Origin of the sequence: Frateuria sp. GZRe14 (genome assembly GCF_051900395.1) — a bacterium.
In the GTDB taxonomy this organism is placed as follows: domain Bacteria; phylum Pseudomonadota; class Gammaproteobacteria; order Xanthomonadales; family Rhodanobacteraceae; genus Frateuria_A; species Frateuria_A edaphi.
In genome coordinates this window covers 2,391,826-2,411,164 of record NZ_JBHZGJ010000001.1, presented here as the reverse complement: position 1 = coordinate 2,411,164, position 19,339 = coordinate 2,391,826, and the positions used below count along the sequence as shown (strand labels likewise).

Sequence of the window (19,339 nt, the reverse complement as noted above, 5' to 3'; positions counted from 1 at the left end):
CTAAGCTCGAAACATCCCTCGCCATGCCGGATGCCCATGCGCCTCGCCTTCGTCGCCAGCGACACCCCGGTCGCCCAGCAGGCCCGCCGCAAGCTGTCCGAGCGCTATGGGGACCTGCCGCCGCTGGAGGCGGACGTCATCGTGGCGCTGGGCGGCGACGGCTTCATGCTGCGCACCCTTCACGCGCATCGCGCGCTGGACCTGCCGGTCTACGGCATGAAGCTCGGCCGTGTCGGCTTCCTGATGAACAAGCATCAGCTCGACGACCTGCCCGGGCGCATCGAGCGCGCCCATGCCGCCGTGCTGTACCCGCTGCAGATGCGCACCGTCGACGGCGCGGGCAACGAGCAGTTCGCGCTCGCGTTCAACGAGGTGTCGCTGCTGCGCCAGACCAACCAGGCCGCGCACGTGGAAGTGAAGCTCAACGATACGGTCAAGCTCGCGGCGCTGGTCTGCGACGGCATCATGGTCGCCACGCCGGCCGGGTCCACCGCGTACAACCTCTCCGCCCACGGTCCGATCCTGCCACTGGACGCCAACGTGCTGGCACTCACCCCGATCAGCCCGTTCCGCCCACGCCGCTGGCGTGGTGCGATCCTGCCGCACCGTACCCTCGTGACCCTGCGCGTGCTCGAACCGGGCAAGCGGCCGGTCAGCGCCACCGCCGACTTCCTGGAAGTGCGCGACGTGCGCTCGGTCAAGATCTGCCAGGCCCAGGAGTGCGGGGTGAAGCTCCTGTTCGATCCGGAGCACAACCTGGAGCAGCGGATCCTGGACGAGCAGTTCGCCGCGGAATGACGCGCGGGGCCATGGAAGGCGCCGCGGCCGCCCCGACGCGTCGCTCGCCCGGCGTGCCCCTTGCCGCTGACCGTTTTGCTAGATTGCGCGCATGAATCCCGCGACTCCCAGCGCCCACGATCCTGCTGCCAGCACCGACAACCGCCTGGTCGTGGCGATCTCCTCGCGTGCGCTGTTCGACCTGGGCGACAGCCACGCGCTGTTCGAGCGCGACGGCCTGGACGCCTACCGCCGCTTCCAGATCGCGCACGAGAACGAACTCCTGCAGCCGGGCGTCGCGTTTCCGCTGGTACAGAAGCTGCTTGGCCTCAACAAGCTGGCGGGCGACGTGCCGCCGGTGGAGGTGATCCTGCTGTCGCGCAATTCGGGCGACACCGGGCTGCGCATCTTCAACGCGATCCAGCACCACGGCCTGGAGATCAGCCGCGCCGCCTTCACCAGCGGGGCGCCGACCTCCGACTACATCGCTCCGTTCAAGGCCGACCTGTTCCTTTCGGCCAACGCCGAGGACGTCGGCCGTGCGCTGGCCGCCGGCGTGGCCGCTGCCACCATCCTGCCCAGCACCGCGCCGCCGCGCGCGAGCGAGCAGCTGCGCATCGCCTTCGACGGCGATGCGGTGATCTTCGGCGACGAGGGTGAGCGCGTGTCGCGCGAGGAAGGTCTGGAAGCCTTCCACCGCCGCGAGACCGAGCAGGCCGGCGAACCGCTGTCGGTCGGTCCGTTCCGCGGTTTCCTCACCGCGCTGCACCGGCTGCAGACGGCCTTTCCGGCGGAGGACTCGCCGATCCGCACCGCGCTGGTCACCGCGCGCTCCGCGCCGGCGCACAAGCGGGTGATCCTTACCCTTCGCCGATGGGGCGTGCGTATCGACGAGGCCCTGTTCCTGGGTGGCCGGGACAAGGGGCCGTTCCTGGATGCCTTCGGTGCCGACATCTTCTTCGACGATTCGCCTGCCAACGTGGAGTCCGCTCGCCGGCACGTCGCCACCGGCCACGTGCCGCACGGGGTCAGCAACCGCTGACCTCACGCGCGGCGATGCCGGTGCTAGGCTCGCGCCCAGGCAACCGGAGGGTACGGCGGTGGGCAAGCACACGATGGGAACCTGTGCCGTCTGCGGCAAGGAACTGCCGGCGCGCGAGCTCGTTCCCGGCGAACTGATCCGTCCCGAGATCGCCGAGGAACTTGCCAGGCTGGCGCCCGGATGGACGCCGGACCGCCCGGTGTGCCGCGCGGACCTGGCCAGGGCGCGGGCCGCCTACGTGCACGACCTGCTCGAATCGGAGAAAGGCGAGCTCAGCTCGCTCGAAAAAGACGTGCTGCGCAGCCTGCGCGAGCACGAACTGGTCTCCACCGACATCGAGCGCGAATTCGATCGCCAATGGAGTTTCGGCGAGCGCCTGGCCGACCGCATTGCCACCTTCGGCGGCAGCTGGACTTTCCTGGTCGTTTTCGCGGCGTTCCTGCTGGGTTGGGTCGCGGTCAACTCGCTCGCGCTGTGGCGCCATCCGCCCGATCCGTACCCCTACATCTTCCTGAACCTGTTGCTCTCGTGCCTGGCGGCGGTGCAGGCCCCGGTGATCATGATGAGCCAGAACCGGCAGGAGGCGAAGGATCGCCTGCGCTCGCAACACGACTACAAGATCAACCTGAAGGCCGAGCTGGAGATCCGCCACCTCCACGAGAAGGTCGATCACCTGCTCTCCCACCAGTGGGAGCGGCTGGTGCGGATCCAGGAATTGCAGGTCGAGTTGCTTTCGGATCTTGCCCGGCGCCGGTAAGGGCGTCGCGCCGCACCGGTTTCACGGGACCAGCTTCATCCGCCGCCACCAGCCGGTCACCTGCTCCTCGCGCACCAGCGTGAACAGCCCGGCGCCCAGGATCAGCGCGATGCCGGCCAGCATCGGCCAGTCCAGCGCGTCGCCGAACAGCCAGTAACCGAAGCCGATCGCCCACAGCATCTGGCTGTACTGGGTCGGCGCCACCCGGTTGGCGGGGGCGAGCTGGGTGGCGAGCATCAGCAGCACGCCGGCCAGCCCCGCAAGCAAGCCGTAGCCGGCCAGCAGCTCCCACTGGTGCAGGGTCGGCCAGGTGAACGAGGGCAGCATCAGCAGACCGCCGGCCACCAGGGGTCCGATTACCCCGGCGCCGTACAGGCTGACGCGCTTTTCGTGAGCGCCTGCCATGCGCAGCGCCACCACGGACACCGCTGCCGCCACGCCGCAGGAAATGGCCGCGAAGTGCCCCACGCCGAGGTGGCGGAAGCCAGGCCGCAGCACCACCAGCACCCCGACGAAGCCGGCGAAAACCGCCGACCAGCGCCGCCAGCCCACGTGTTCCTTCAGGAACACCACCGACAGCAGGGTCACGAAGATCGGCATCAGGAAGATCAGCGCGAAGGTCTCGGCCATCGGCAAATGGGTGAACGCGACCACGGCCGATACATTGCTTACCGCGCCGGTCACCGCGCGAATCCACCACAGCGACGGGCGGTTGGCGACGAACATTTCGTGCCAGCGGTCGCCCGGCTTGCGGATGAACGGGATCGCGACCAGCCCCAGCACGGCGCCGAAGAACACCGCCTCGAACGCCGGCAGCGTGCCGTGCAGGGATTTGACGAAGGCGTCGCTGATCGCGTAGGCCGCATAGCAGGCAAAGCCAAGTAGTACGCCCTTGAACATGGAGGGTCCGGGTTGGGTGGGGGCCGCGTGGCAGGTGGGCAGGTGCCCCGGCATGACCTCCCGCCACCGCGGGCGGTAGAATGCCGGGCTTGTCCCTCCAACGGAACCCAAGCATGGCCGCCCGTCTCGACCCGCTCGATCTGTACGACGTCCGCTCGCTGCTCAGCGACGAGGAGCGCATGGTGCAGGACACCGTCGGCCGCTTCGTCGACGAGAAGGTGCTGCCCATCATCGGCGACTGCTTCGACCAGGGCCGCTTTCCGAAGGAACTGGTGCCGGAGATCGCGAACCTGGGCCTGCTCGGCGCGACCATCCCGGAAAAGTACGGTTGCGCCGGTATGAACGGCGTGAGCTACGGCCTGATCTGCCAGGAGCTGGAGCGCGGCGACTCGGGCCTGCGCAGCTTCGCCTCGGTGCAGAGCTCGCTGTGCATGTATCCGATCTACGCCTACGGCACCGAAGAGCAGAAGATGCACTACCTGCCGAAGATGGCGGCGGGGGAGATCATCGGATGCTTTGGCCTGACCGAGCCGCACGGCGGCTCCGATCCGGCCAACATGAAGACCAACGCCAAGAAGGACGGCGGGGACTGGGTCATCAACGGCGCCAAGATGTGGATCACCAACGGCAATCTGGCGCACATCGCGATCGTCTGGGCGCAGACCGAGGACGGTATCCAGGGTTTCATCGTGCCGACCGACACCGCCGGTTTCACCGCGCAGGAAGTGCACAAGAAGATGAGCCTGCGCGCCTCGGTCACCTCCGCGCTGTTCTTCGACAACGTGCGCGTGCCCGAAGCCAACCGCCTGCCCAACGTAAAGGGTCTCAAGGGGCCGCTCGGCTGCCTGACCCAGGCGCGCTACGGCATCACCTGGGGTCCGATCGGCGCCGCGCAGGCCTGCCTGAAGGAAGCGCTCGACTACACCGCCGAGCGCATCCTGTTCGGCCGTCCGCTGGCCTCGAACCAGGCCATCCAGCTGAAGCTCGCCGACATGGGGCGGCGCATCACCATGGCGCAGTTGCTGTCGCTGCAGCTCGGTCGCCTGAAGGACGCCGGCACCATGCAGCCGACCCAGGTCTCGCTGGCGAAATGGAACAACTGCCGCATGGCGATCGACATCGCCCGCGAGTGCCGCGACATCCTGGGCGGCGCGGGCATCACCACTGAGCATTCGGCCATCCGCCACGCGCTGAACCTCGAATCGGTGATCACCTACGAGGGCACCGAGACGGTGCACCAGCTGGTGGTCGGCCGCGAGCTGACCGGCATCAACGCGTTCTGATGTTCCTTCTCCACGCCGGAGAAGGTGCACGAAGCGACGGATGAGGGTTCGGCCGTAGCGCAAGGCAAGCTTGCGGCAAGCGCCGAACCCTCTTTCTTTCCGGTCCCTCTCCCGATTGGGAGAGGGCTATCAGGAGACAGGCCTTGCACGTTCCGGACATCCGCATCGAAACCGACCGCCTGATCCTGCGCCCGCCGCGCGTCGAGGACTTCGATGCCTACGCGGCGAACATGGCCGACCTGGAGGCCGCCCGCTTCATCGGCGGGCAGCAGCCGCGCGCGCTGGCATGGCGTGGATTCCTGTCTTCCGCAGGCGCCTGGATGATCCAGGGCTTTTCGATGTTCTCGGTGATCGAGAAGGCCAGCGGCCAGTGGGTCGGTCGCCTCGGTCCCTGGTTCCCGGAGGGCTGGCCCGGCACCGAGGTCGGCTGGGGACTGGCCCGTGCCGCCTGGGGCAAGGGTTACGCCGTCGAAGGCGCGACCGCCGCGATCGACTGGGCATTCGACAACTTGGGCTGGGACGAAGTCATCCACTCGATCCATCCGGACAACGCTCCGTCGCAGGCACTCGCGCAGCGTCTGGGCTCGACCTGCCGGGGACCCGGCAAGCTTCCCGCCCCTTACGAGGATTCGCCCACGGAGATCTGGGGCCAGACCCGCGAACAGTGGCGCGCGCGCCAAAAGGCACGGGCATGATCACCATCTACGGCATGCGGGCCTCCGGCAATTGCTACAAGCTGCAGTTGCTGCTCGACCAGCTTGGTCGCCACTACCGCTGGATCGATGTCGACAGTGCGGGCGGTGCGACGCGCAAGCCTGAATTCCTGGCGAAGAATCCCAACGGCAAAGTGCCGTTGCTCGAGCTCGAGGACGGGCGCCGGCTGGCCGAGTCCGACGCGATCCTCTGTTATCTCGCCGATGGCACGCCGTTCTGGCCCGGGGACGCCTGGTTGCGCGCGCAGACGCTGCAATGGCTGTTTTTCGAGCAATACAGCCACGAGCCGTGCATCGCGGTGGCGCGCTTCATTCGCGGCTGGCTGCCCGCAGGGCATCCGCGCCAGGCCGACGTTCCAGCGCTGATCGAGCGCGGCAAGGCGGTGCTGGGGGTGATGGAAAAGCATCTGGACGGGCGCGAGTGGTTCGTGGGCGAGCGCTACGGGCTTGCGGACATCGCGCTGTTTGCCTACACGCACTGTGCCGGCGACGGCGGTTTCGATCTGTCGGCGTATCCGAACATCCTGGCTTGGCTTGACCGCGTACGCGCGCAGCCGGGTCACTCACCCATGCAGGCCTGATCGAGATCGGTGGGGTGGACATCCGCCCCATCGTTCCCGGCCGCGCCAGGCGCGGTGGGCTGGAGCCCACCCTACAATTGCAACCTCAACTTTCCGAAGAACCGTCATGTCCCTGCCATTCCCCATCACTGCCCGCCACAAAGGCTTCAACCGCGCCGAGATCGTCGACCAGAACTTCAGCGAGTTCGTGACGCTGTGGGAAGGCCAGGTGCGCGGCGCCCCGCGGGATGATCAACCGGTGCTGCCGGGCAGTGCGCTGGACGCGCGGGGCTTTCGCGAACTGTTCGAATCGCAGCTGATCAGCCGCCACCTGGACCTGATGGCGCGCGTGCTGCGCGTGCAGAACAAGGTGTTCTACACGATCGGTTCGTCGGGCCATGAGGGCAACGCGATGGTGGCGCGGCTGACGCGGCACACCGATCCGGCATTCCTGCACTACCGCTCCGGCGGCTTCATGGCCGAGCGCTTCCGCAAGCTGCCGGGCATGGACCCGGTGATGGATTCGGCGCTCTCTTTTGCCGCCAGCAAGGACGATCCGGCCTCTGGCGGCCGCCACAAGGTGTGGGGCTCCAAGCCGCTCTGGGTGCTGCCGCAGACCTCGACCATCGCCTCGCATCTGCCCAAGGCGCTGGGCACGGCGATCGCCATCGACCACGCGCGGCGCATCGGCCACGCGCTGCCGGTGCCGGACGACTCCATCGCCATCTGTTCGTTCGGCGACGCTTCCTCCAACCACGCTACCGCGCAGACCGCCTTCAATGCGGCCGGCTGGACGGCCTATCAGAAGCTGCCCGCGCCGGTGCTGTTCGTGTGCGAGGACAACGGCATCGGCATCTCGGTGAAGACCCCGACCGACTGGGTCGCGGCCAACTACCGCTCGCGCTCCAACCTGGACTACTTCTTCGCCGACGGACTGGACCTGGCCGAGGGCTACGCCCAGGTGCGGCGCGCGGTCGACCATTGCCGCAGCACGCGCCGGCCGACCTTCCTGCACCTGAAGGCCACCCGCGTGATGGGCCACGCCGGCACCGACTTCGAGATCGAGTGGCGCAGCATCGAGGAGCTGTGCGCGGTGGAGGCGACCGATCCGCTGCTGCGTTCGGCTGCGATCGCGCTGGAATCGGGCCTGTACACCAAGGACGAATTGCTGGCGCTGTACGAAGCCACCCGCAAGCGCTGCTTCGCCGCCGCCGAGGACGCCGACCGCCGACCCAGGCTCGAGCGCCTGGACGACGTGATGGCACCGCTCGCACCTTACACGCCCGCCAAAGTGAAGGCCGAAGCCGAGCGCACCGATTACGCCGAGGCGCGCCTGAAGGCCTTCGGCAGCGAAGAGAAGCTGCCGGAGAACCAGCCGCCGCGTCATCTGGCCATCCAGATCGGCCAGGCGTTGCACGACATCATGGCCAAGTACCCCGAGTCGCTGCTGTTTGGCGAGGACGTGGCACAGAAGGGTGGCGTGTACACGGTCACCAAGGGCCTGCATAAGACCTTCAAGAACACCCGCGTGTTCAACACGCTGCTGGACGAGACGGTGATCCTTGGCCTGGCCCAGGGCTACGCCAACATGGGCATGTTGCCGATCCCGGAGATCCAGTACCTGGCGTATTTCCACAACGCCGGCGACCAGATCCGCGGCGAGGCGGCCAGCCTGCAGTTCTTCTCCAACGACCAGTACCGCAACCCGCTGGTGATGCGCGTGGCGTCGCTGGGCTACCAGCGCGGTTTCGGCGGCCACTTCCACAACGACAACTCGATCGCCGCGCTGCGCGACATCCCGGGCCTGGTGGTCGGCTGCCCCAGCCGCGGCGACGACGCGGCGACCATGCTGCGCACGCTCACCGCGCTGGCGAAAGTGGACGGGCGCGTGTGCGCTTTCCTCGAGCCGATCGCGCTTTACATGACCAAGGACCTCTACGAAGCCGGCGACGGCCAGTGGCAGTTCGCCTATCCGGCACCGGGCGAAGCCATGGTGCTGGGCGAGGGCAGGGTTTATGGCGAGGACGCGGAGGACCTGGTCGTGTTCACTTTCGGCAATGGCGTGCCGATGGCGCTGCGCGCCGCGCGTACCATCGAGGCGGAGTTCAAGTGGAAGGTGCGTGTCGTCGACCTGCGCTGGCTCGCGCCGCTCAATGACGCTTTCATCGCGGCGCAGGCGAAGACGGCCAAGCGGATCCTGGTGCTGGACGAGGGCCGCAAGAGCGCCGGCGTGGGCGAGGGCGTGATCACCGCCATCGTGGAGGCGGGCCTTGGCGCCACGCCACTGGAGCGGGTGGTCGGTGCCGACACGTTCACGCCGCTGGCGGGGGCGGCATTCCTGGTGCTGCCGGGCGAGGCGGATGTGGTGGCCGCGGCGCGGCGGCTGGCCGGCTGACGAAGCGCCAGGGCGCGAGGCAGGTCTTTCACGCTCCGCCCTTCCGGCAACTGTCTCCGCAAGCGGGGGAAAAGCTGGCCGACCGCGGGAAGAAGATCCAGGCCGGCACGCCTCCAGGTGAGTGCTCCCCGCTCACGCGGGAAGTACCGGCAGATGGATGGGCACGCGTGGGCGCGCTATTTCTCCACCTCGGTCACCCGCGGCCAGATCTGGTCGGGGATGGCACGCGGCCGGTCGTACAGGCGCGCCTGGTTACGGCCGTTCACCTTGGCCTGGTACATCGCCTGGTCCGCCCGTTCGATCAGTGTTTCCACCGTGTCGGCCAGCGTGCGCATGGCCACGCCGATGCTCACGCTCAGCATGAACTCGCCGTTGACCGGAATCTCCAGCCGATGTACGCGCCGGCACAGCCGGGTGGCGACCTGCATGGCCTGTTCTTCCACCACGCCATCGAGCATGGCGATGAATTCCTCGCCGCCGTAGCGACCGAGCAGGTCGGAGGGACGCAACTCGGCGCGCAGCGCCTCGGCCACTTCGATCAGTGCGCGGTCGCCCGCGCGATGGCCCTGCTGGTCGTTCAGCAGCTTGAAGCGGTCCAGGTCAAGGAACAGAAGTGCCACCGGACGGCCGGTACTTTCCTCCAGCATGGTCTCGGCGCCTTCGTTCCATGCGCGGCGGTTGAGCACGCCGGTGAGCGAATCGTTGTCGGCCAGCGCGCGCACCATGTCTCGGTCGCGCCGCATCGTCAGCGCGCGGTCGCCCAAACCGATGGAGAGCACGATCGCCTCGAACGCGCCGGCCACCACGCTGGCGTCGCTGATCCAGCCCATGTCGGGCAGGGCGCCACTGAGCTGCGCCGTGGACAGCGCGGTGAGCGCCAGCAGCGGCGTCCAGCCGATCAGAAAGAACCATGCGTGGCGGGAGCCGTGCGAGGCGGCCACGATGGCAGTGAGCAGCATGAGCAGTGCGCCCAGGATCAGCAGCGGATCGACCAGCGCCTGAGCCACGTCCACCAGCACGCCGATCGAACTGCTGCGCATCAGCACCAGCAGCGGCATCCCGATCGCCAGCGCCAGCACCGGCGCGCGCAGCAGGGGAGCAAAGCGCTGCAGCTCGCAGAATCGCGCCATGAACAGCGCCGCGAAAGCCACCGACAACGCGATCGAGGCCGACTCGAGCAGGCTGGCCGAGGGCGCCAGCCAGCTCGCCTCCAGCGGATGGAACAGGAAGCCGGTCTGGATGCTCTGGATCAGCGCGTAGCAGAAGATGTAGCCGGCGTACCAGAAGAAGGTGTTGTCGCGCAGCATCAGGGCAAAGCAGAGCGCCATCAGCGCCATCGCCAGCATCACCGCGAAGCACGCGCTGAACAGCGTCAGCCAGTGCGCGTCGTGGGCGAGGAAGGCGGTCAGCGATTCCAGGTGGAAACTCAGCGGCGGCGAAAGTCCGTCCACCGGCTCGAGCTTCAGCAGGATGACGGTGGAGGCGGGCACGCTGGCCGGATAGCGGAACGCCAGCCGCCCGTGGCCCAGCGGCGGCCCGCTGACGTCGTCCAGGGCCAGGCGGCTGATCGGCCCCTTCTCGTTATAAACGGTGATCCGCCCCAGCGCGGGCGGATAGATGGTGAGCACCCGCTCCTCGTCCACCCACGGCGGCTGCGGGCGCAGTACGACCCAGGTACCCAGGCCTTCGCGCGGAAAACCGTGCAGCAGGGAGGGGTCGAACGCGGCCAACTGGCCCTTGTGGAATTGCTCCAACACCATGGCGGGCGTGTCGCCGGCGCGCGCCTCGCGCCAGCCACCGTCCAGCAGCATGGCCGCGTGCACCACGCCAAACCACAGCCACAGCAAACCGAGCACGCTGCCGATCAACGGGAGCCTGCATCGGTTCCAGATCCTCGCTGTGGACAGTGTTCGCATCCCCTTGTCCCCGCTTGGCGACGGCTGCAAGTCCCTGCAGTCCGCGGCCCCTCCTCTCGTACAGGCAAGCCGGAACTCCCGGCGGTGTGCCTGCGTTGAAGACGATCCTACGCGAATCGTCCGGTCCGTCGCCCGCTTTTTTGTAGGCGGGCCAAGGGCTGGGCTAGCAGGCTCCGTGCCAAGGGACGGAAGGCTTTCCGCGCTCACGGGGCGTTGCCGGCGCCGGCGGCATGCTCAGCCGAATCGCGGCCGTGTCTGACCTTGTGGGGTAGCTATGGACCCATAGGAGCAGTCGCGCCGCGGCCTTTCACGAAACGCTGACGCCCGGCGGGGCGCGCACCACGCGGAGATACTCCCATGACCATCAAAGTGGCCGTCCTGGTCGGCAGTCTGCGCAAGGACTCCTTCAACCGCCGCCTCGCTCGCGCGGTCGAAAAGCTGGCTCCCGGTGAACTGGCGTTCGAACACATCGCCATCGGCGACCTGCCATTGTACGACCAGGACCTCGACGGCAACTACCCGGCGCCGTGGAAGGCCCTGAAGCAACAGATCCAGGCCGCGGACGCCCTGCTGTTCGTGACCCCGGAGTACAACCGGTCCGTGCCCGGCGTGCTGAAGAACGCCATCGACATCGCCTCGCGCCCCTATGGCACCAACGCCTTCGCCGGCAAGCCGGGGGCGGTGATCGGTGCCTCGATCGGTTCCACCGGCAGCGCGCTGGCGCAGCAGCACCTGCGCAACACGCTGGCCTACCTGGACGTCCCATTGCTGGGGCAACCGGAGGTGTTCGTGCAGTTCAAGGACGACGGCCCGGTGGATGGCGACGGCAACATCACCGTGGACAGCACGCGCAAGTTCCTGCAGGGGTTCGTCGACCGCTACGTCAAGTGGGTGCACACCATCCTCGGTCGCTGAGCGACCCGCAGGGTTGGCTTCCGCCCACTGCTTTTGCACTCACCCGGCTTCGGTGGGCTGAAGCCCCTGCCGACACGGAAGGGCTTGACTCTGGACCTGGATCAAAGGTCTAGACTTGCTCCATGAACACCCAAACCCCGCTCACCATCGGTGCCGTCGCCAAGCGCGCCGGCGTTGCCATCGACACCATCCGCTATTACGAGCGCGAAGGGCTGTTGCCCGCGCCGCTGCGACGTCCTTCCGGCTACCGCAGTTATGGCGAGGGCACCGTCGCCCAGCTGCGCTTCATCCGCCGCGCCAAGACCCTCGGGTTCACGCTGGAAGAGATCCGCGAGCTGCTTGCGCTTTCCACCGACCGGCAGCGCGGGGTGAAGGCGGTCAAGCAGCGGGCGCAGCAGCGCCTGGCCGACATCGAGGCGCGCATCGCCGAACTGGAGCGGGTGCGCGCCGGCCTGGCCGAACTGGTCGAAGCCTGCCCTGGCCACGGCTCGCCGGATGCGTGTCCGATCCTGCGCGCGCTGGACGGGGAGGAGCGGCCATGAGCGGCTGCTGCCACGCGCCCACGACGGCGGGCGAGCGCGATCCGGTATGCGGCATGACAGTGGACCCGGCCACGACGTCCCACCATGCCGCCCGCGACGGCCGCACCTACCATTTCTGTGGCGCACGCTGCCGCGAGCGATTCATTGCCGCGCCCGGCGACTTTGTCGGCGACACGCCGGCGCCGGCAGCCGCCTGCTGCCAGCGGGAGGCACACGACGCGACCGAGGGGCTTGCACACCTCGTCAAGGACCCGGTGTGCGGCATGGATGTCGATCCGCACGCGGCGGAACACCGCGCCGAGCATGGCGGAAGGACCTGGTATTTCTGCAGCGCGCGTTGCCGTGAACGATTCACCGAAGCGCCCGCGCAGTTCCTGGGCGAGCGCCCGGCACCGCCCGCCGATCCCGGTGCCATTTACACCTGCCCGATGCATCCGGAGGTGCGCCAGGTCGGGCCGGGCGACTGCCCCAAGTGCGGCATGGCACTGGAACCGCTCACGCCCGGCGCGGACGCCAACGACGGTGGCGAGGTGAACGCGCTGGCGCGCCGCTTCGGCTGGCTGGTCGCGCTGACGCTGCCGGCGCTGGTGGTGGAGATGGGGCCGCACCTGACCGGTCGCCCCTGGCCGATGAACTGGGCCGGTGCCCTGGGCTGGATCGAGGCGTTGCTCGCCAGCGTCGTGGTGTTGTGGGGTGGCGCGCCGTTCTTCCGGCGCGGCTGGCGCTCGCTCCGGCCATGGTCGCCGAACATGTATACCCTGATCGCGCTCGGCACCGGCGTGGCCTGGCTCTACAGCGTGGTCGCGCTGCTCGCGCCGGACCTGTTCCCGGCGGGCTTCCGCATCCACGGCCGCGTGGGCGTGTACTTCGAATCGGCGGCCGTGATCGTCACCCTCGTCACCCTGGGCGACCTGCTGGAGCTGCGCGCACGCCGCCGGACCGGTGAAGCGCTCAAGGCCCTGCTCGGGCTGGCGCCCAAGACCGCCCGCCGCCTGGAGCACGGTCACGAGCATGACGTGCCGCTGGAGGCGGTGCGCGTGGGCGACCTGCTGCGCGTGCGTCCCGGCGAGAAAGTGCCGGTCGATGGCATCGCCACCGAGGGCGAGAGCCACGTCGACGAATCGATGCTCACCGGTGAGCCGATGCCCGTCGCCAAGACGGCGGGCGATCGCCTCACCGCAGGTACGGTGAACCAGGACGGCACGCTGTTGCTGCGTGCCCGGAAGGTGGGCGGCGAGACGATGCTGGCGCAGATCGTCGCGCTGGTCGCGCAGGCCCAGCGCAGTCGCGCGCCGTTGCAGCGGGTAGCCGATCGCGTGGCCGCGTGGTTCGTGCCCGCGGTGGTGGCGGTTGCGGTGCTGGCGTTCGCCGCCTGGGCGGTGGCCGGGCCGGAGCCACGACTGGCGCATGCGCTCATCGCCGCCGTGTCGGTGTTGATCATCGCCTGTCCCTGCGCGCTGGGACTGGCCACGCCGATCTCGATCATGGTGGCCAGCGGACGCGGCGCGCAGGCGGGCGTGCTGTTCCGCGACGCCGCGGCGATCGAGGCGCTGCATCGGGTCGACACGCTAGTAGTGGACAAGACCGGTACGCTCACCGAAGGACGTCCGGTGCTGAAGGACGTGCTTGCCTTTGGCGACCTGACGCGCGCGCAGTTGCTGGGTCTGGCCGCCGCACTGGAACAGGCGAGCGAGCATCCGCTGGCACGCGCGATCGTTGCCGGCGCTGCAGCGGAGGGCATAGCGATACCGGCGGCGACCGGCTTCCGCGCGCTCACCGGCCGTGGCGTGCGCGCGCAGGTCGAGGGCCGCGACGTGGCGTTGGGCAACGCACGCCTGCTCGATGAACTTCATGTCGCGCTGGACGAACCCGCTGCGCATCAGGCCGAGCGCCTGCGTGGCGATGGCGCCACCGTGATGTTCCTGACGGTCGAGGGCAGGCTGGCCGGTCTGGTGGCGGTGGCCGATCGCATCAAGCCCGACACGCCCGCCGCGCTCGACACGCTGCGGCGCGAGGGCCTGCGCATCGTGATGCTCACCGGCGATAACGCCACCACGGCGCGGGCGGTGTCGCACCAGTTGCGCATCGACGAGGTGCATGCCGATGTCTCGCCCGCGGACAAGGCCGCGGTGGTCGAGCGGCTCCGGCGTGAAGGACGTCGGGTGGCGATGGCGGGCGATGGCATCAACGATGCGCCGGCACTGGCGGCGGCGGATGTCGGTATCGCCATGGGCAGCGGCGCGGACGTGGCGATGGACAGCGCGCAGGTCACGCTGGTCAAGGGCGAGTTGTCCGCGATCGGGCGGGCGCGGGCGCTGTCGCAGGCGACGGTGCGCAACATCCGCCAGAACCTGTTCTTTGCATTCGTCTACAACGCCGTCGGGGTGCCGTTGGCGGCCGGCCTGCTGTATCCGGTTTTCGGCGTGGTGCTGTCGCCGATGGTCGCGGCACTGGCGATGAGTTTGTCGTCGGTATCGGTGGTGACCAATGCGTTGCGGTTGCGGGGCGCGGAGCTTTGATCCGTCGCGGTGCGTGTGAGTCGCGGGAAAGCCAGGAAAGAACCAGCGACGAGGCACCCGATCCAGCGATGCCTTAAGCTGCGCGCCGCCCTGCCACGAAGGACCCCCATGCTCCGCACGCTCGCCGAATGGCTGGCCTACCAGGAAGGCGTCAACCCCCACAGTATCGAGCTCGGCCTGGAGCGCGTGCGCAAGGTATGGCAACGCATGGGCGCCCCGGCACCGGCACGGCGCGTGATCACCGTCGGCGGCACCAACGGCAAGGGCTCCACGGTCGCGTTGCTCGAAGCGATGCTGGCCGCGGCCGGCATGCGGGTCGGCTGCTACACCTCGCCGCATCTGCTGCATTACAACGAGCGCATCCGCATCGACCGCCACGAAGCCACGGACGAGGCGCTGGTCGCCTCGTTCGAGCGCATCGAAACGGCGCGTGGTAGCGGTGCGGACGCCGTCCCGCTGACCTATTTCGAATACGGCACGCTGGCCGCGCTCGACCTGTTCGCCCGGGCCGATCTCGACGTGGCCGTACTCGAAGTCGGCCTCGGCGGGCGGCTGGACGCGGTCAACATCGTCGATGCCGACGCCGTGGTCGTTACCACCATCGACATGGACCACATGGACTGGCTGGGCAACGACCGCGACAGCATCGGCCGCGAAAAGGCCGGCATTGCGCGCCACGGGCGCCCGGCCATCGTGGGCGAGCTCGAACCGCCGGCCGGCCTGCTCGATGCGCTGGCCGCCAGCGGCGCGCAAGTGCAGCGGGCAGGGCAGGACTTCCGCGTGGAACGGCACGCCCGGGGCTGGCGCTGGCAACACCGCGACGGCACCGCGTTCGAACTGCCCGATCCGGCCTTGGCCGCACCGGTGCAGTACGCCAACGCCGCATCCGCGATTGCCGCCCTGCATGCGCTCGACGCCGCCGGCAGCCTTGAATCACCGATCGCGCTCGGCCAGGCGGCGGCCGATGGACTCACGGCCGTGCAGGTGCCGGCGCGCCTGCAATCGCTGGGCGGCGACCCTGCGGTGGTGGTCGACGTCGGGCACAACCCCCAGGCGGCGCGCGCGCTGGCCGATTGGCTCAAGCTTCGCCGGTTTCCGCGGGTACATGCGGTCTATGGTGTCCTCGCGGACAAGGACGTGGCCGGCGTACTGGCCGCGTTGGGATCGCTGGTCGACCACTGGCACCTGGCCGGGCTGGACCGGGAATCGCCCCGGGGCCTGCCCATCGGCGCGCTGACCGAGGCATTGCGCCAGACCCTGCCGGAGGCGAAGTTCGACGCGCATTCGACCGTCACCGACGCGCTGGCCGCCGCGCGCGCGCAGGCGCGGCCTGGCGAGTGCATCCTGGCGTTCGGCTCGTTCTTCGTCGCGGGCGCGGTACTGGCTGAACCGGACGCCTGAGCGAACCTTGCCGGTGGCACGGGCAGGTATAATCGTCCTGTTGCATGCCGTGCCGCCTTGGAGTTCCAGTCTTGAAAACACGCCTGCTGGGTGCCTTCGTCCTGATTGCGTTGGCGGTGCTGTTCGTGCCGATGTTCTTTTCCAGCACGCCGCCCACGGCCGCGGGCGATCAGGCGGTGAGCCTGGCGATCCCGCCGGCGCCCGATCGCGACCTGCAGACGCGCACGATGAGCCTGGACCCGAATGCCCCGGCCAGCGGCAGCACGACCGCGCCGGTGATTCCGGCGCGCGCGCAGTCGAGCGCACCGGCATCGTCGGACCGCCTGGCCACGGTCGACATCGCCTCGCGCCGCCCGCACGACGTGGAAATGGAACCCGATGCGGCCACGCCGCCCGCGCCGGCGCCGCAACCGGAAACGCCGGCCACGCCCGCGCCGGTTGCGGAGCAGCCGGCCGCGAAGCCGGTCGAAGAACCGACGGCCGCCAGCGTACCGGCCGACACCGCCGGCACGGCCGCGCGCGGCAACTTCACGCTCAACCTCAGCGCCTATTCGAATGACGGCGCGCAGCGATTGATCCGGAAGGTGCGCGCGCTTGGCTATCCCGTCAGCGGTGCGCCGATCCGCCAAAGCGGCCGCGCGCTCACGCTGGTCACCGCCGGACCGTTCCAGACGCGCACGGCCGCCGAAGCCGCACGCCTGAAGATCACCCAGAGCATCCCCGGCGCGCCGGCGCACCTTGAAAGTGGCGCCAGCGACCAGCATGGTGATGTTGCCGCCGCGCCCGCGACACCTGCCGCGGCACAGGCGCGTGCCGGCGGTTACGCAGTGCAGGTGGCCGCGATGGGTAGCCAGGCCGACGCCAATGCGCTGCGCGACAAGTTGCGCGCGGCCGGCTTCGATGGCTTTACCGATTCGGTCAGCAGCGGTGGTCGCACGCTGTGGCGCGTGCGCGCCGGTCCGCAGATCCAGCGGACGGACGCCGAGCGCGTGCGCGACCAGATCAAGGCCAAGCTCGGGATGGCGGGTAATGTGGTGAGCGTGCCGTAAGGCGCGGTCCACCGGGGGCGGCATGAACTGGATCGACTTCACCATCCTCGGCGTGCTGGCCCTGTCCGTGCTGGTCGGACTGTGGCGCGGGCTGGTGTCGGAGGTGCTGTCGCTGGTCGCCTGGGTTGCCGCGTTCTGGGTCGCCTGGACGTTCGGGCCGGTGGTCGCGGCGCACTTCGAGCACAGCATTTCGCTGCCTGCGGCGCGGATCTTGCTCGGCTACGGGTTGTGCTTTGCGGTCGTGTTGATCGTCGGCGCGCTGCTGCGTTTCGTGGCGCGACGGTTGTTGTCGGGCATCGGCCTGGGCGGGCTGGACCGGTTGCTTGGCATGGTGTTCGGCTTTGCGCGCGGTGTGCTGCTGGTGACGCTGGCGGTGTTCCTGGCCAGCTTCACCGGGCTCACCCGCGAGGCTGGCTGGCAACGCTCGTTGTTGCTGCCGCAGTTCGCCGGCGTGGCTGCCTGGCTGGGTGACCGGGTGCCGGAAAGCGTGCGCCGTTACCTGCACCGGCCGGCCCCGTTGCCCAAGTTGCCGCCGGTCACCTTGCCGGTACTTCCGGGCGGTTCACCCGCGCCGGCGCAATCTGTCCTTTCGGCCGCTCAAGCCGCCACGCTCACCTGAAACACGCTTAACGACATCAGGGCATCAAACCATGTGCGGAATCATCGGCATCGTCGGTCCCACCGAAGTGGCATCGGCGCTTTATGACGGACTTACGGTGCTGCAGCACCGGGGCCAGGACGCGGCCGGCATCGTCACCGTCGATGGCGCGCACCTGCGCCTGCACAAGGGCAACGGCCTGGTGCGCGACGTGTTCAACCAGGCCTCGATGAGCCGCCTGCGCGGAAGCATCGGCATCGGCCATTGCCGCTACCCGACTGCCGGCTCCGACAACGCCGACGAGGCACAGCCGTTCTACGTCAACTCGCCCTACGGCATCGCCTTCGCCCACAACGGCAACCTGGTGAACACCGAGGCGCTGCGCCGCGAGATGTTCCAGGACGATCGCCGGCACATCAATACCGATTCCGATTCCGAGGTGCTGCTCAACGTGCTCGCGCACGAGCTGCAGATCCAGGACCGCATGGCGCTCACGCCCGATCAGATCTTCAAGGCGGTAGCCGGCGTGCACGCGCGCGCGCGCGGCGGCTACGCCTGCCTGGCGCTGATCCAGGGCTACGGCCTGCTGGCTTTCCGCGATCCGCATGGCATTCGCCCGCTGGTGCTGGGCGAGCGCGTGACGCCTGAGGGTCGCGAATACGCGGTGGCGTCCGAATCGGTCGCGTTCGACGTGCTCGGCTTCAAGCGGGTGCGCGACGTGGCGCCGGGCGAGGCGGTCTACATCACCGTCGATGGCCAGTTGCACGCGCGCCGCTGCGCCGAGGCCGCGGTGCATGCGCCATGCATCTTCGAGTACGTCTACCTGGCGCGGCCCGATTCGATGATCGAGGACGTTTCGGTGTACAAGGCCCGTCTGCGCATGGGCGAAAAGCTGGCGCAGAAGATCATGCGCGAATGCCCCGACCACGGCATCGACGCGGTGATCCCGATCCCGGACACCGCACGCACCGCCGCCAGCTCGCTGGCCACCGCACTCGGCGTGCCGTTCCGCGAGGGCTTCGTCAAGAACCGCTACGTCGGCCGCACCTTCATCATGCCGGGGCAGGGCGACCGCGTGAAATCGGTGCGCCGCAAGTTGAACGCGATCGACCTGGAGTTCCGCAACAAGACGGTGCTGCTGGTGGACGATTCGATCGTGCGCGGCACCACCTCCAGGCAGATCATCCAGATGGCCCGGGATGCGGGAGCGAAGAAGGTGTATTTCGCCTCGGCCGCGCCGCCCGTGCGCTATCCGAATGTGTACGGCATCGACATGCCTTCGGCCAGCGAACTGGTCGCCGCCGGCAAGACCGAGAAGGAAGTGGAGCAGATGCTCGGCGCCGACTGGCTGATCTACCAGGACCTGGCCGACCTCGTATGGGCGGTGCAGGACGGCAACGAGGAGCTCAGGCAGTTCGATACGTCCTGCTTCTCCGGTGAGTACGTCACCGGCCTGGACCGCGACTACCTGCAGCAGATCGAGATGCTGCGCTCGGACGACGCCAAGGCCGCCCGCCGCAGCGCGTAACCTCGCTCACCGGATGTTGTGGCCGATGTGCCACAACACGCCGGAGGGATCGATCAGGTGGAAATCGCGGATGCGCCACGGGCGGTCCGCCGGGGCCGTCATCCGCACGTTGTGCTCGCGATAGCGGCCGACGATGTCCTGTTCGACCAGGTGGCGGTGCCACGCGTCGGCATCGTCCACCAGCAGGTGCATCATGAAGTTGTCGGCGTGCGCCTGCTCGTAGAAGCGCTGCAGCAGGAAACTGCATTCGCCTTGGGCGAAGTAGGCCACGCCATCGAAGTTGGACTTTTCCTCGAAGCCCACGTCGGCGTAGAAGCGTCGTGACAGGTCGTAGTCACGTGCTGGTACGAACGCCTTGATCTCGACCGCATGAAGGTTGGACATGTCCTGTTCCCTGGAGACGTGGAACGCCACTATGCGGTCGATGGGGTGGCGTTGCAACGC

Annotated in this window: 17 protein-coding genes; 14 read left to right on the top strand and 3 right to left on the bottom strand. The window is 68.5% G+C overall.

Going from position 1 to position 19,339, the window contains the following annotated elements; genetic code table 11:
* Nucleotides 1-36: 36 nt before the first annotated feature.
* From ACFWZ1_RS11060 to ACFWZ1_RS11050, 3 genes are all read left to right on the top strand, one after another.
* Complete coding sequence (locus ACFWZ1_RS11060) at nucleotides 37-798, top strand: NAD kinase (RefSeq protein ID WP_231320629.1); 762 nt, start codon at nucleotides 37-39, stop codon at nucleotides 796-798.
* 91 nt (nucleotides 799-889) lie between these two features.
* The gene (locus ACFWZ1_RS11055) at nucleotides 890-1,819 is read left to right on the top strand and encodes a 5'-nucleotidase (RefSeq protein WP_231320627.1); all 930 of its coding nucleotides are present in this window, start codon (nucleotides 890-892) and stop codon (nucleotides 1,817-1,819) included.
* A gap of 73 nt (nucleotides 1,820-1,892) precedes the next feature.
* Nucleotides 1,893-2,576, top strand: a complete 684-nt coding sequence (locus ACFWZ1_RS11050) for a DUF1003 domain-containing protein (protein WP_439666448.1) — start codon at nucleotides 1,893-1,895, stop codon at nucleotides 2,574-2,576.
* A 21-nt stretch (nucleotides 2,577-2,597) separates the two neighbouring features.
* Here the strand turns inward: ACFWZ1_RS11050 and ACFWZ1_RS11045 are convergent, their stop codons facing one another.
* Nucleotides 2,598-3,476, bottom strand: coding sequence for a DMT family transporter (locus ACFWZ1_RS11045; RefSeq protein WP_439666447.1), 879 nt, complete (start codon nucleotides 3,474-3,476; stop codon nucleotides 2,598-2,600).
* A gap of 113 nt (nucleotides 3,477-3,589) precedes the next feature.
* On the opposite strand from ACFWZ1_RS11045, the gene ACFWZ1_RS11040 reads away from it, so the two are divergent.
* The 4 genes from ACFWZ1_RS11040 to ACFWZ1_RS11025 all read left to right on the top strand — a co-directional run bounded on the left by ACFWZ1_RS11040 (nucleotide 3,590) and on the right by ACFWZ1_RS11025 (nucleotide 8,427).
* Complete coding sequence (locus ACFWZ1_RS11040) at nucleotides 3,590-4,759, top strand: acyl-CoA dehydrogenase family protein (RefSeq protein ID WP_231320624.1); 1,170 nt, start codon at nucleotides 3,590-3,592, stop codon at nucleotides 4,757-4,759.
* 143 nt (nucleotides 4,760-4,902) lie between these two features.
* Nucleotides 4,903-5,454 (top strand): GNAT family N-acetyltransferase, encoded by a 552-nt coding sequence (locus ACFWZ1_RS11035; protein WP_439666446.1) that lies wholly within the window; start codon nucleotides 4,903-4,905, stop codon nucleotides 5,452-5,454.
* Complete coding sequence (locus ACFWZ1_RS11030; RefSeq protein WP_439666445.1) at nucleotides 5,451-6,053, top strand: glutathione S-transferase family protein; 603 nt, start codon at nucleotides 5,451-5,453, stop codon at nucleotides 6,051-6,053. Before ACFWZ1_RS11035 ends, ACFWZ1_RS11030 begins: the two co-directional genes overlap by 4 nt.
* 106 nt (nucleotides 6,054-6,159) lie before the next feature.
* Nucleotides 6,160-8,427: a thiamine pyrophosphate-dependent enzyme gene (locus tag ACFWZ1_RS11025; RefSeq protein WP_439666444.1), complete on the top strand. Its 2,268-nt coding sequence runs from the start codon at nucleotides 6,160-6,162 to the stop codon at nucleotides 8,425-8,427.
* Between the two features lie 176 nt (nucleotides 8,428-8,603).
* On the opposite strand, the gene ACFWZ1_RS11020 is transcribed toward ACFWZ1_RS11025, so the two are convergent.
* On the bottom strand, nucleotides 8,604-10,283 hold the full coding sequence (locus ACFWZ1_RS11020; protein WP_439666443.1) for a diguanylate cyclase domain-containing protein: 1,680 nt from the start codon (nucleotides 10,281-10,283) through the stop codon (nucleotides 8,604-8,606).
* Nucleotides 10,284-10,700: 417 nt separating this feature from the next.
* Here ACFWZ1_RS11020 and ACFWZ1_RS11015 point away from each other — a divergent pair, with 417 nt between their 5' ends.
* The 7 genes from ACFWZ1_RS11015 (at nucleotide 10,701) to purF (ending at nucleotide 18,895) form a co-directional block, all read left to right on the top strand.
* Nucleotides 10,701-11,258, top strand: a complete 558-nt coding sequence (locus ACFWZ1_RS11015) for an NADPH-dependent FMN reductase (RefSeq protein ID WP_439666442.1) — start codon at nucleotides 10,701-10,703, stop codon at nucleotides 11,256-11,258.
* Between the two features lie 122 nt (nucleotides 11,259-11,380).
* Nucleotides 11,381-11,800, top strand: a complete 420-nt coding sequence (locus ACFWZ1_RS11010) for a heavy metal-responsive transcriptional regulator (RefSeq protein WP_439666441.1) — start codon at nucleotides 11,381-11,383, stop codon at nucleotides 11,798-11,800.
* The gene (locus ACFWZ1_RS11005; protein ID WP_439666440.1) at nucleotides 11,797-14,319 is read left to right on the top strand and encodes a heavy metal translocating P-type ATPase; all 2,523 of its coding nucleotides are present in this window, start codon (nucleotides 11,797-11,799) and stop codon (nucleotides 14,317-14,319) included. The genes ACFWZ1_RS11010 and ACFWZ1_RS11005 overlap by 4 nt, the downstream gene beginning before the upstream one ends.
* 108 nt (nucleotides 14,320-14,427) lie before the next feature.
* The gene (folC, locus tag ACFWZ1_RS11000; protein WP_439666439.1) at nucleotides 14,428-15,720 is read left to right on the top strand and encodes a bifunctional tetrahydrofolate synthase/dihydrofolate synthase; all 1,293 of its coding nucleotides are present in this window, start codon (nucleotides 14,428-14,430) and stop codon (nucleotides 15,718-15,720) included.
* A 71-nt stretch (nucleotides 15,721-15,791) separates the two neighbouring features.
* Nucleotides 15,792-16,769, top strand: coding sequence for an SPOR domain-containing protein (locus tag ACFWZ1_RS10995; protein ID WP_439666438.1), 978 nt, complete (start codon nucleotides 15,792-15,794; stop codon nucleotides 16,767-16,769).
* 22 nt (nucleotides 16,770-16,791) lie between these two features.
* Nucleotides 16,792-17,388 (top strand): CvpA family protein, encoded by a 597-nt coding sequence (locus ACFWZ1_RS10990; protein ID WP_231320607.1) that lies wholly within the window; start codon nucleotides 16,792-16,794, stop codon nucleotides 17,386-17,388.
* 31 nt (nucleotides 17,389-17,419) lie between these two features.
* Nucleotides 17,420-18,895, top strand: a complete 1,476-nt coding sequence (gene purF / locus ACFWZ1_RS10985) for an amidophosphoribosyltransferase (protein ID WP_439666437.1) — start codon at nucleotides 17,420-17,422, stop codon at nucleotides 18,893-18,895.
* Nucleotides 18,896-18,901: 6 nt separating this feature from the next.
* On the opposite strand, the gene ACFWZ1_RS10980 is transcribed toward purF, so the two are convergent.
* Nucleotides 18,902-19,279, bottom strand: coding sequence for a VOC family protein (locus ACFWZ1_RS10980; RefSeq protein ID WP_231320605.1), 378 nt, complete (start codon nucleotides 19,277-19,279; stop codon nucleotides 18,902-18,904).
* Between the last annotated feature and the right edge of the window lie 60 nt (nucleotides 19,280-19,339).

Bases quoted from the DNA above. Each gene is read 5' to 3' on its own strand.
- ACFWZ1_RS11060 (WP_231320629.1), top strand. From the start codon at position 37: ATGCGCCTCGCCTTCGTCGCCAGCGACACCCCGGTCGCCCAGCAGGCC.
- ACFWZ1_RS11055 (WP_231320627.1), top strand. From the start codon at position 890: ATGAATCCCGCGACTCCCAGCGCCCACGATCCTGCTGCCAGCACCGAC.
- ACFWZ1_RS11050 (WP_439666448.1), top strand. From the start codon at position 1,893: ATGGGAACCTGTGCCGTCTGCGGCAAGGAACTGCCGGCGCGCGAGCTC.
- ACFWZ1_RS11045 (WP_439666447.1), bottom strand. From the start codon at position 3,476: ATGTTCAAGGGCGTACTACTTGGCTTTGCCTGCTATGCGGCCTACGCG.
- ACFWZ1_RS11040 (WP_231320624.1), top strand. From the start codon at position 3,590: ATGGCCGCCCGTCTCGACCCGCTCGATCTGTACGACGTCCGCTCGCTG.
- ACFWZ1_RS11030 (WP_439666445.1), top strand. From the start codon at position 5,451: ATGATCACCATCTACGGCATGCGGGCCTCCGGCAATTGCTACAAGCTG.
- ACFWZ1_RS11025 (WP_439666444.1), top strand. From the start codon at position 6,160: ATGTCCCTGCCATTCCCCATCACTGCCCGCCACAAAGGCTTCAACCGC.
- ACFWZ1_RS11015 (WP_439666442.1), top strand. From the start codon at position 10,701: ATGACCATCAAAGTGGCCGTCCTGGTCGGCAGTCTGCGCAAGGACTCC.
- ACFWZ1_RS11010 (WP_439666441.1), top strand. From the start codon at position 11,381: ATGAACACCCAAACCCCGCTCACCATCGGTGCCGTCGCCAAGCGCGCC.
- ACFWZ1_RS11005 (WP_439666440.1), top strand. From the start codon at position 11,797: ATGAGCGGCTGCTGCCACGCGCCCACGACGGCGGGCGAGCGCGATCCG.
- folC (WP_439666439.1), top strand. From the start codon at position 14,428: ATGCTCCGCACGCTCGCCGAATGGCTGGCCTACCAGGAAGGCGTCAAC.
- ACFWZ1_RS10990 (WP_231320607.1), top strand. From the start codon at position 16,792: ATGAACTGGATCGACTTCACCATCCTCGGCGTGCTGGCCCTGTCCGTG.
- purF (WP_439666437.1), top strand. From the start codon at position 17,420: ATGTGCGGAATCATCGGCATCGTCGGTCCCACCGAAGTGGCATCGGCG.
- ACFWZ1_RS10980 (WP_231320605.1), bottom strand. From the start codon at position 19,279: ATGTCCAACCTTCATGCGGTCGAGATCAAGGCGTTCGTACCAGCACGT.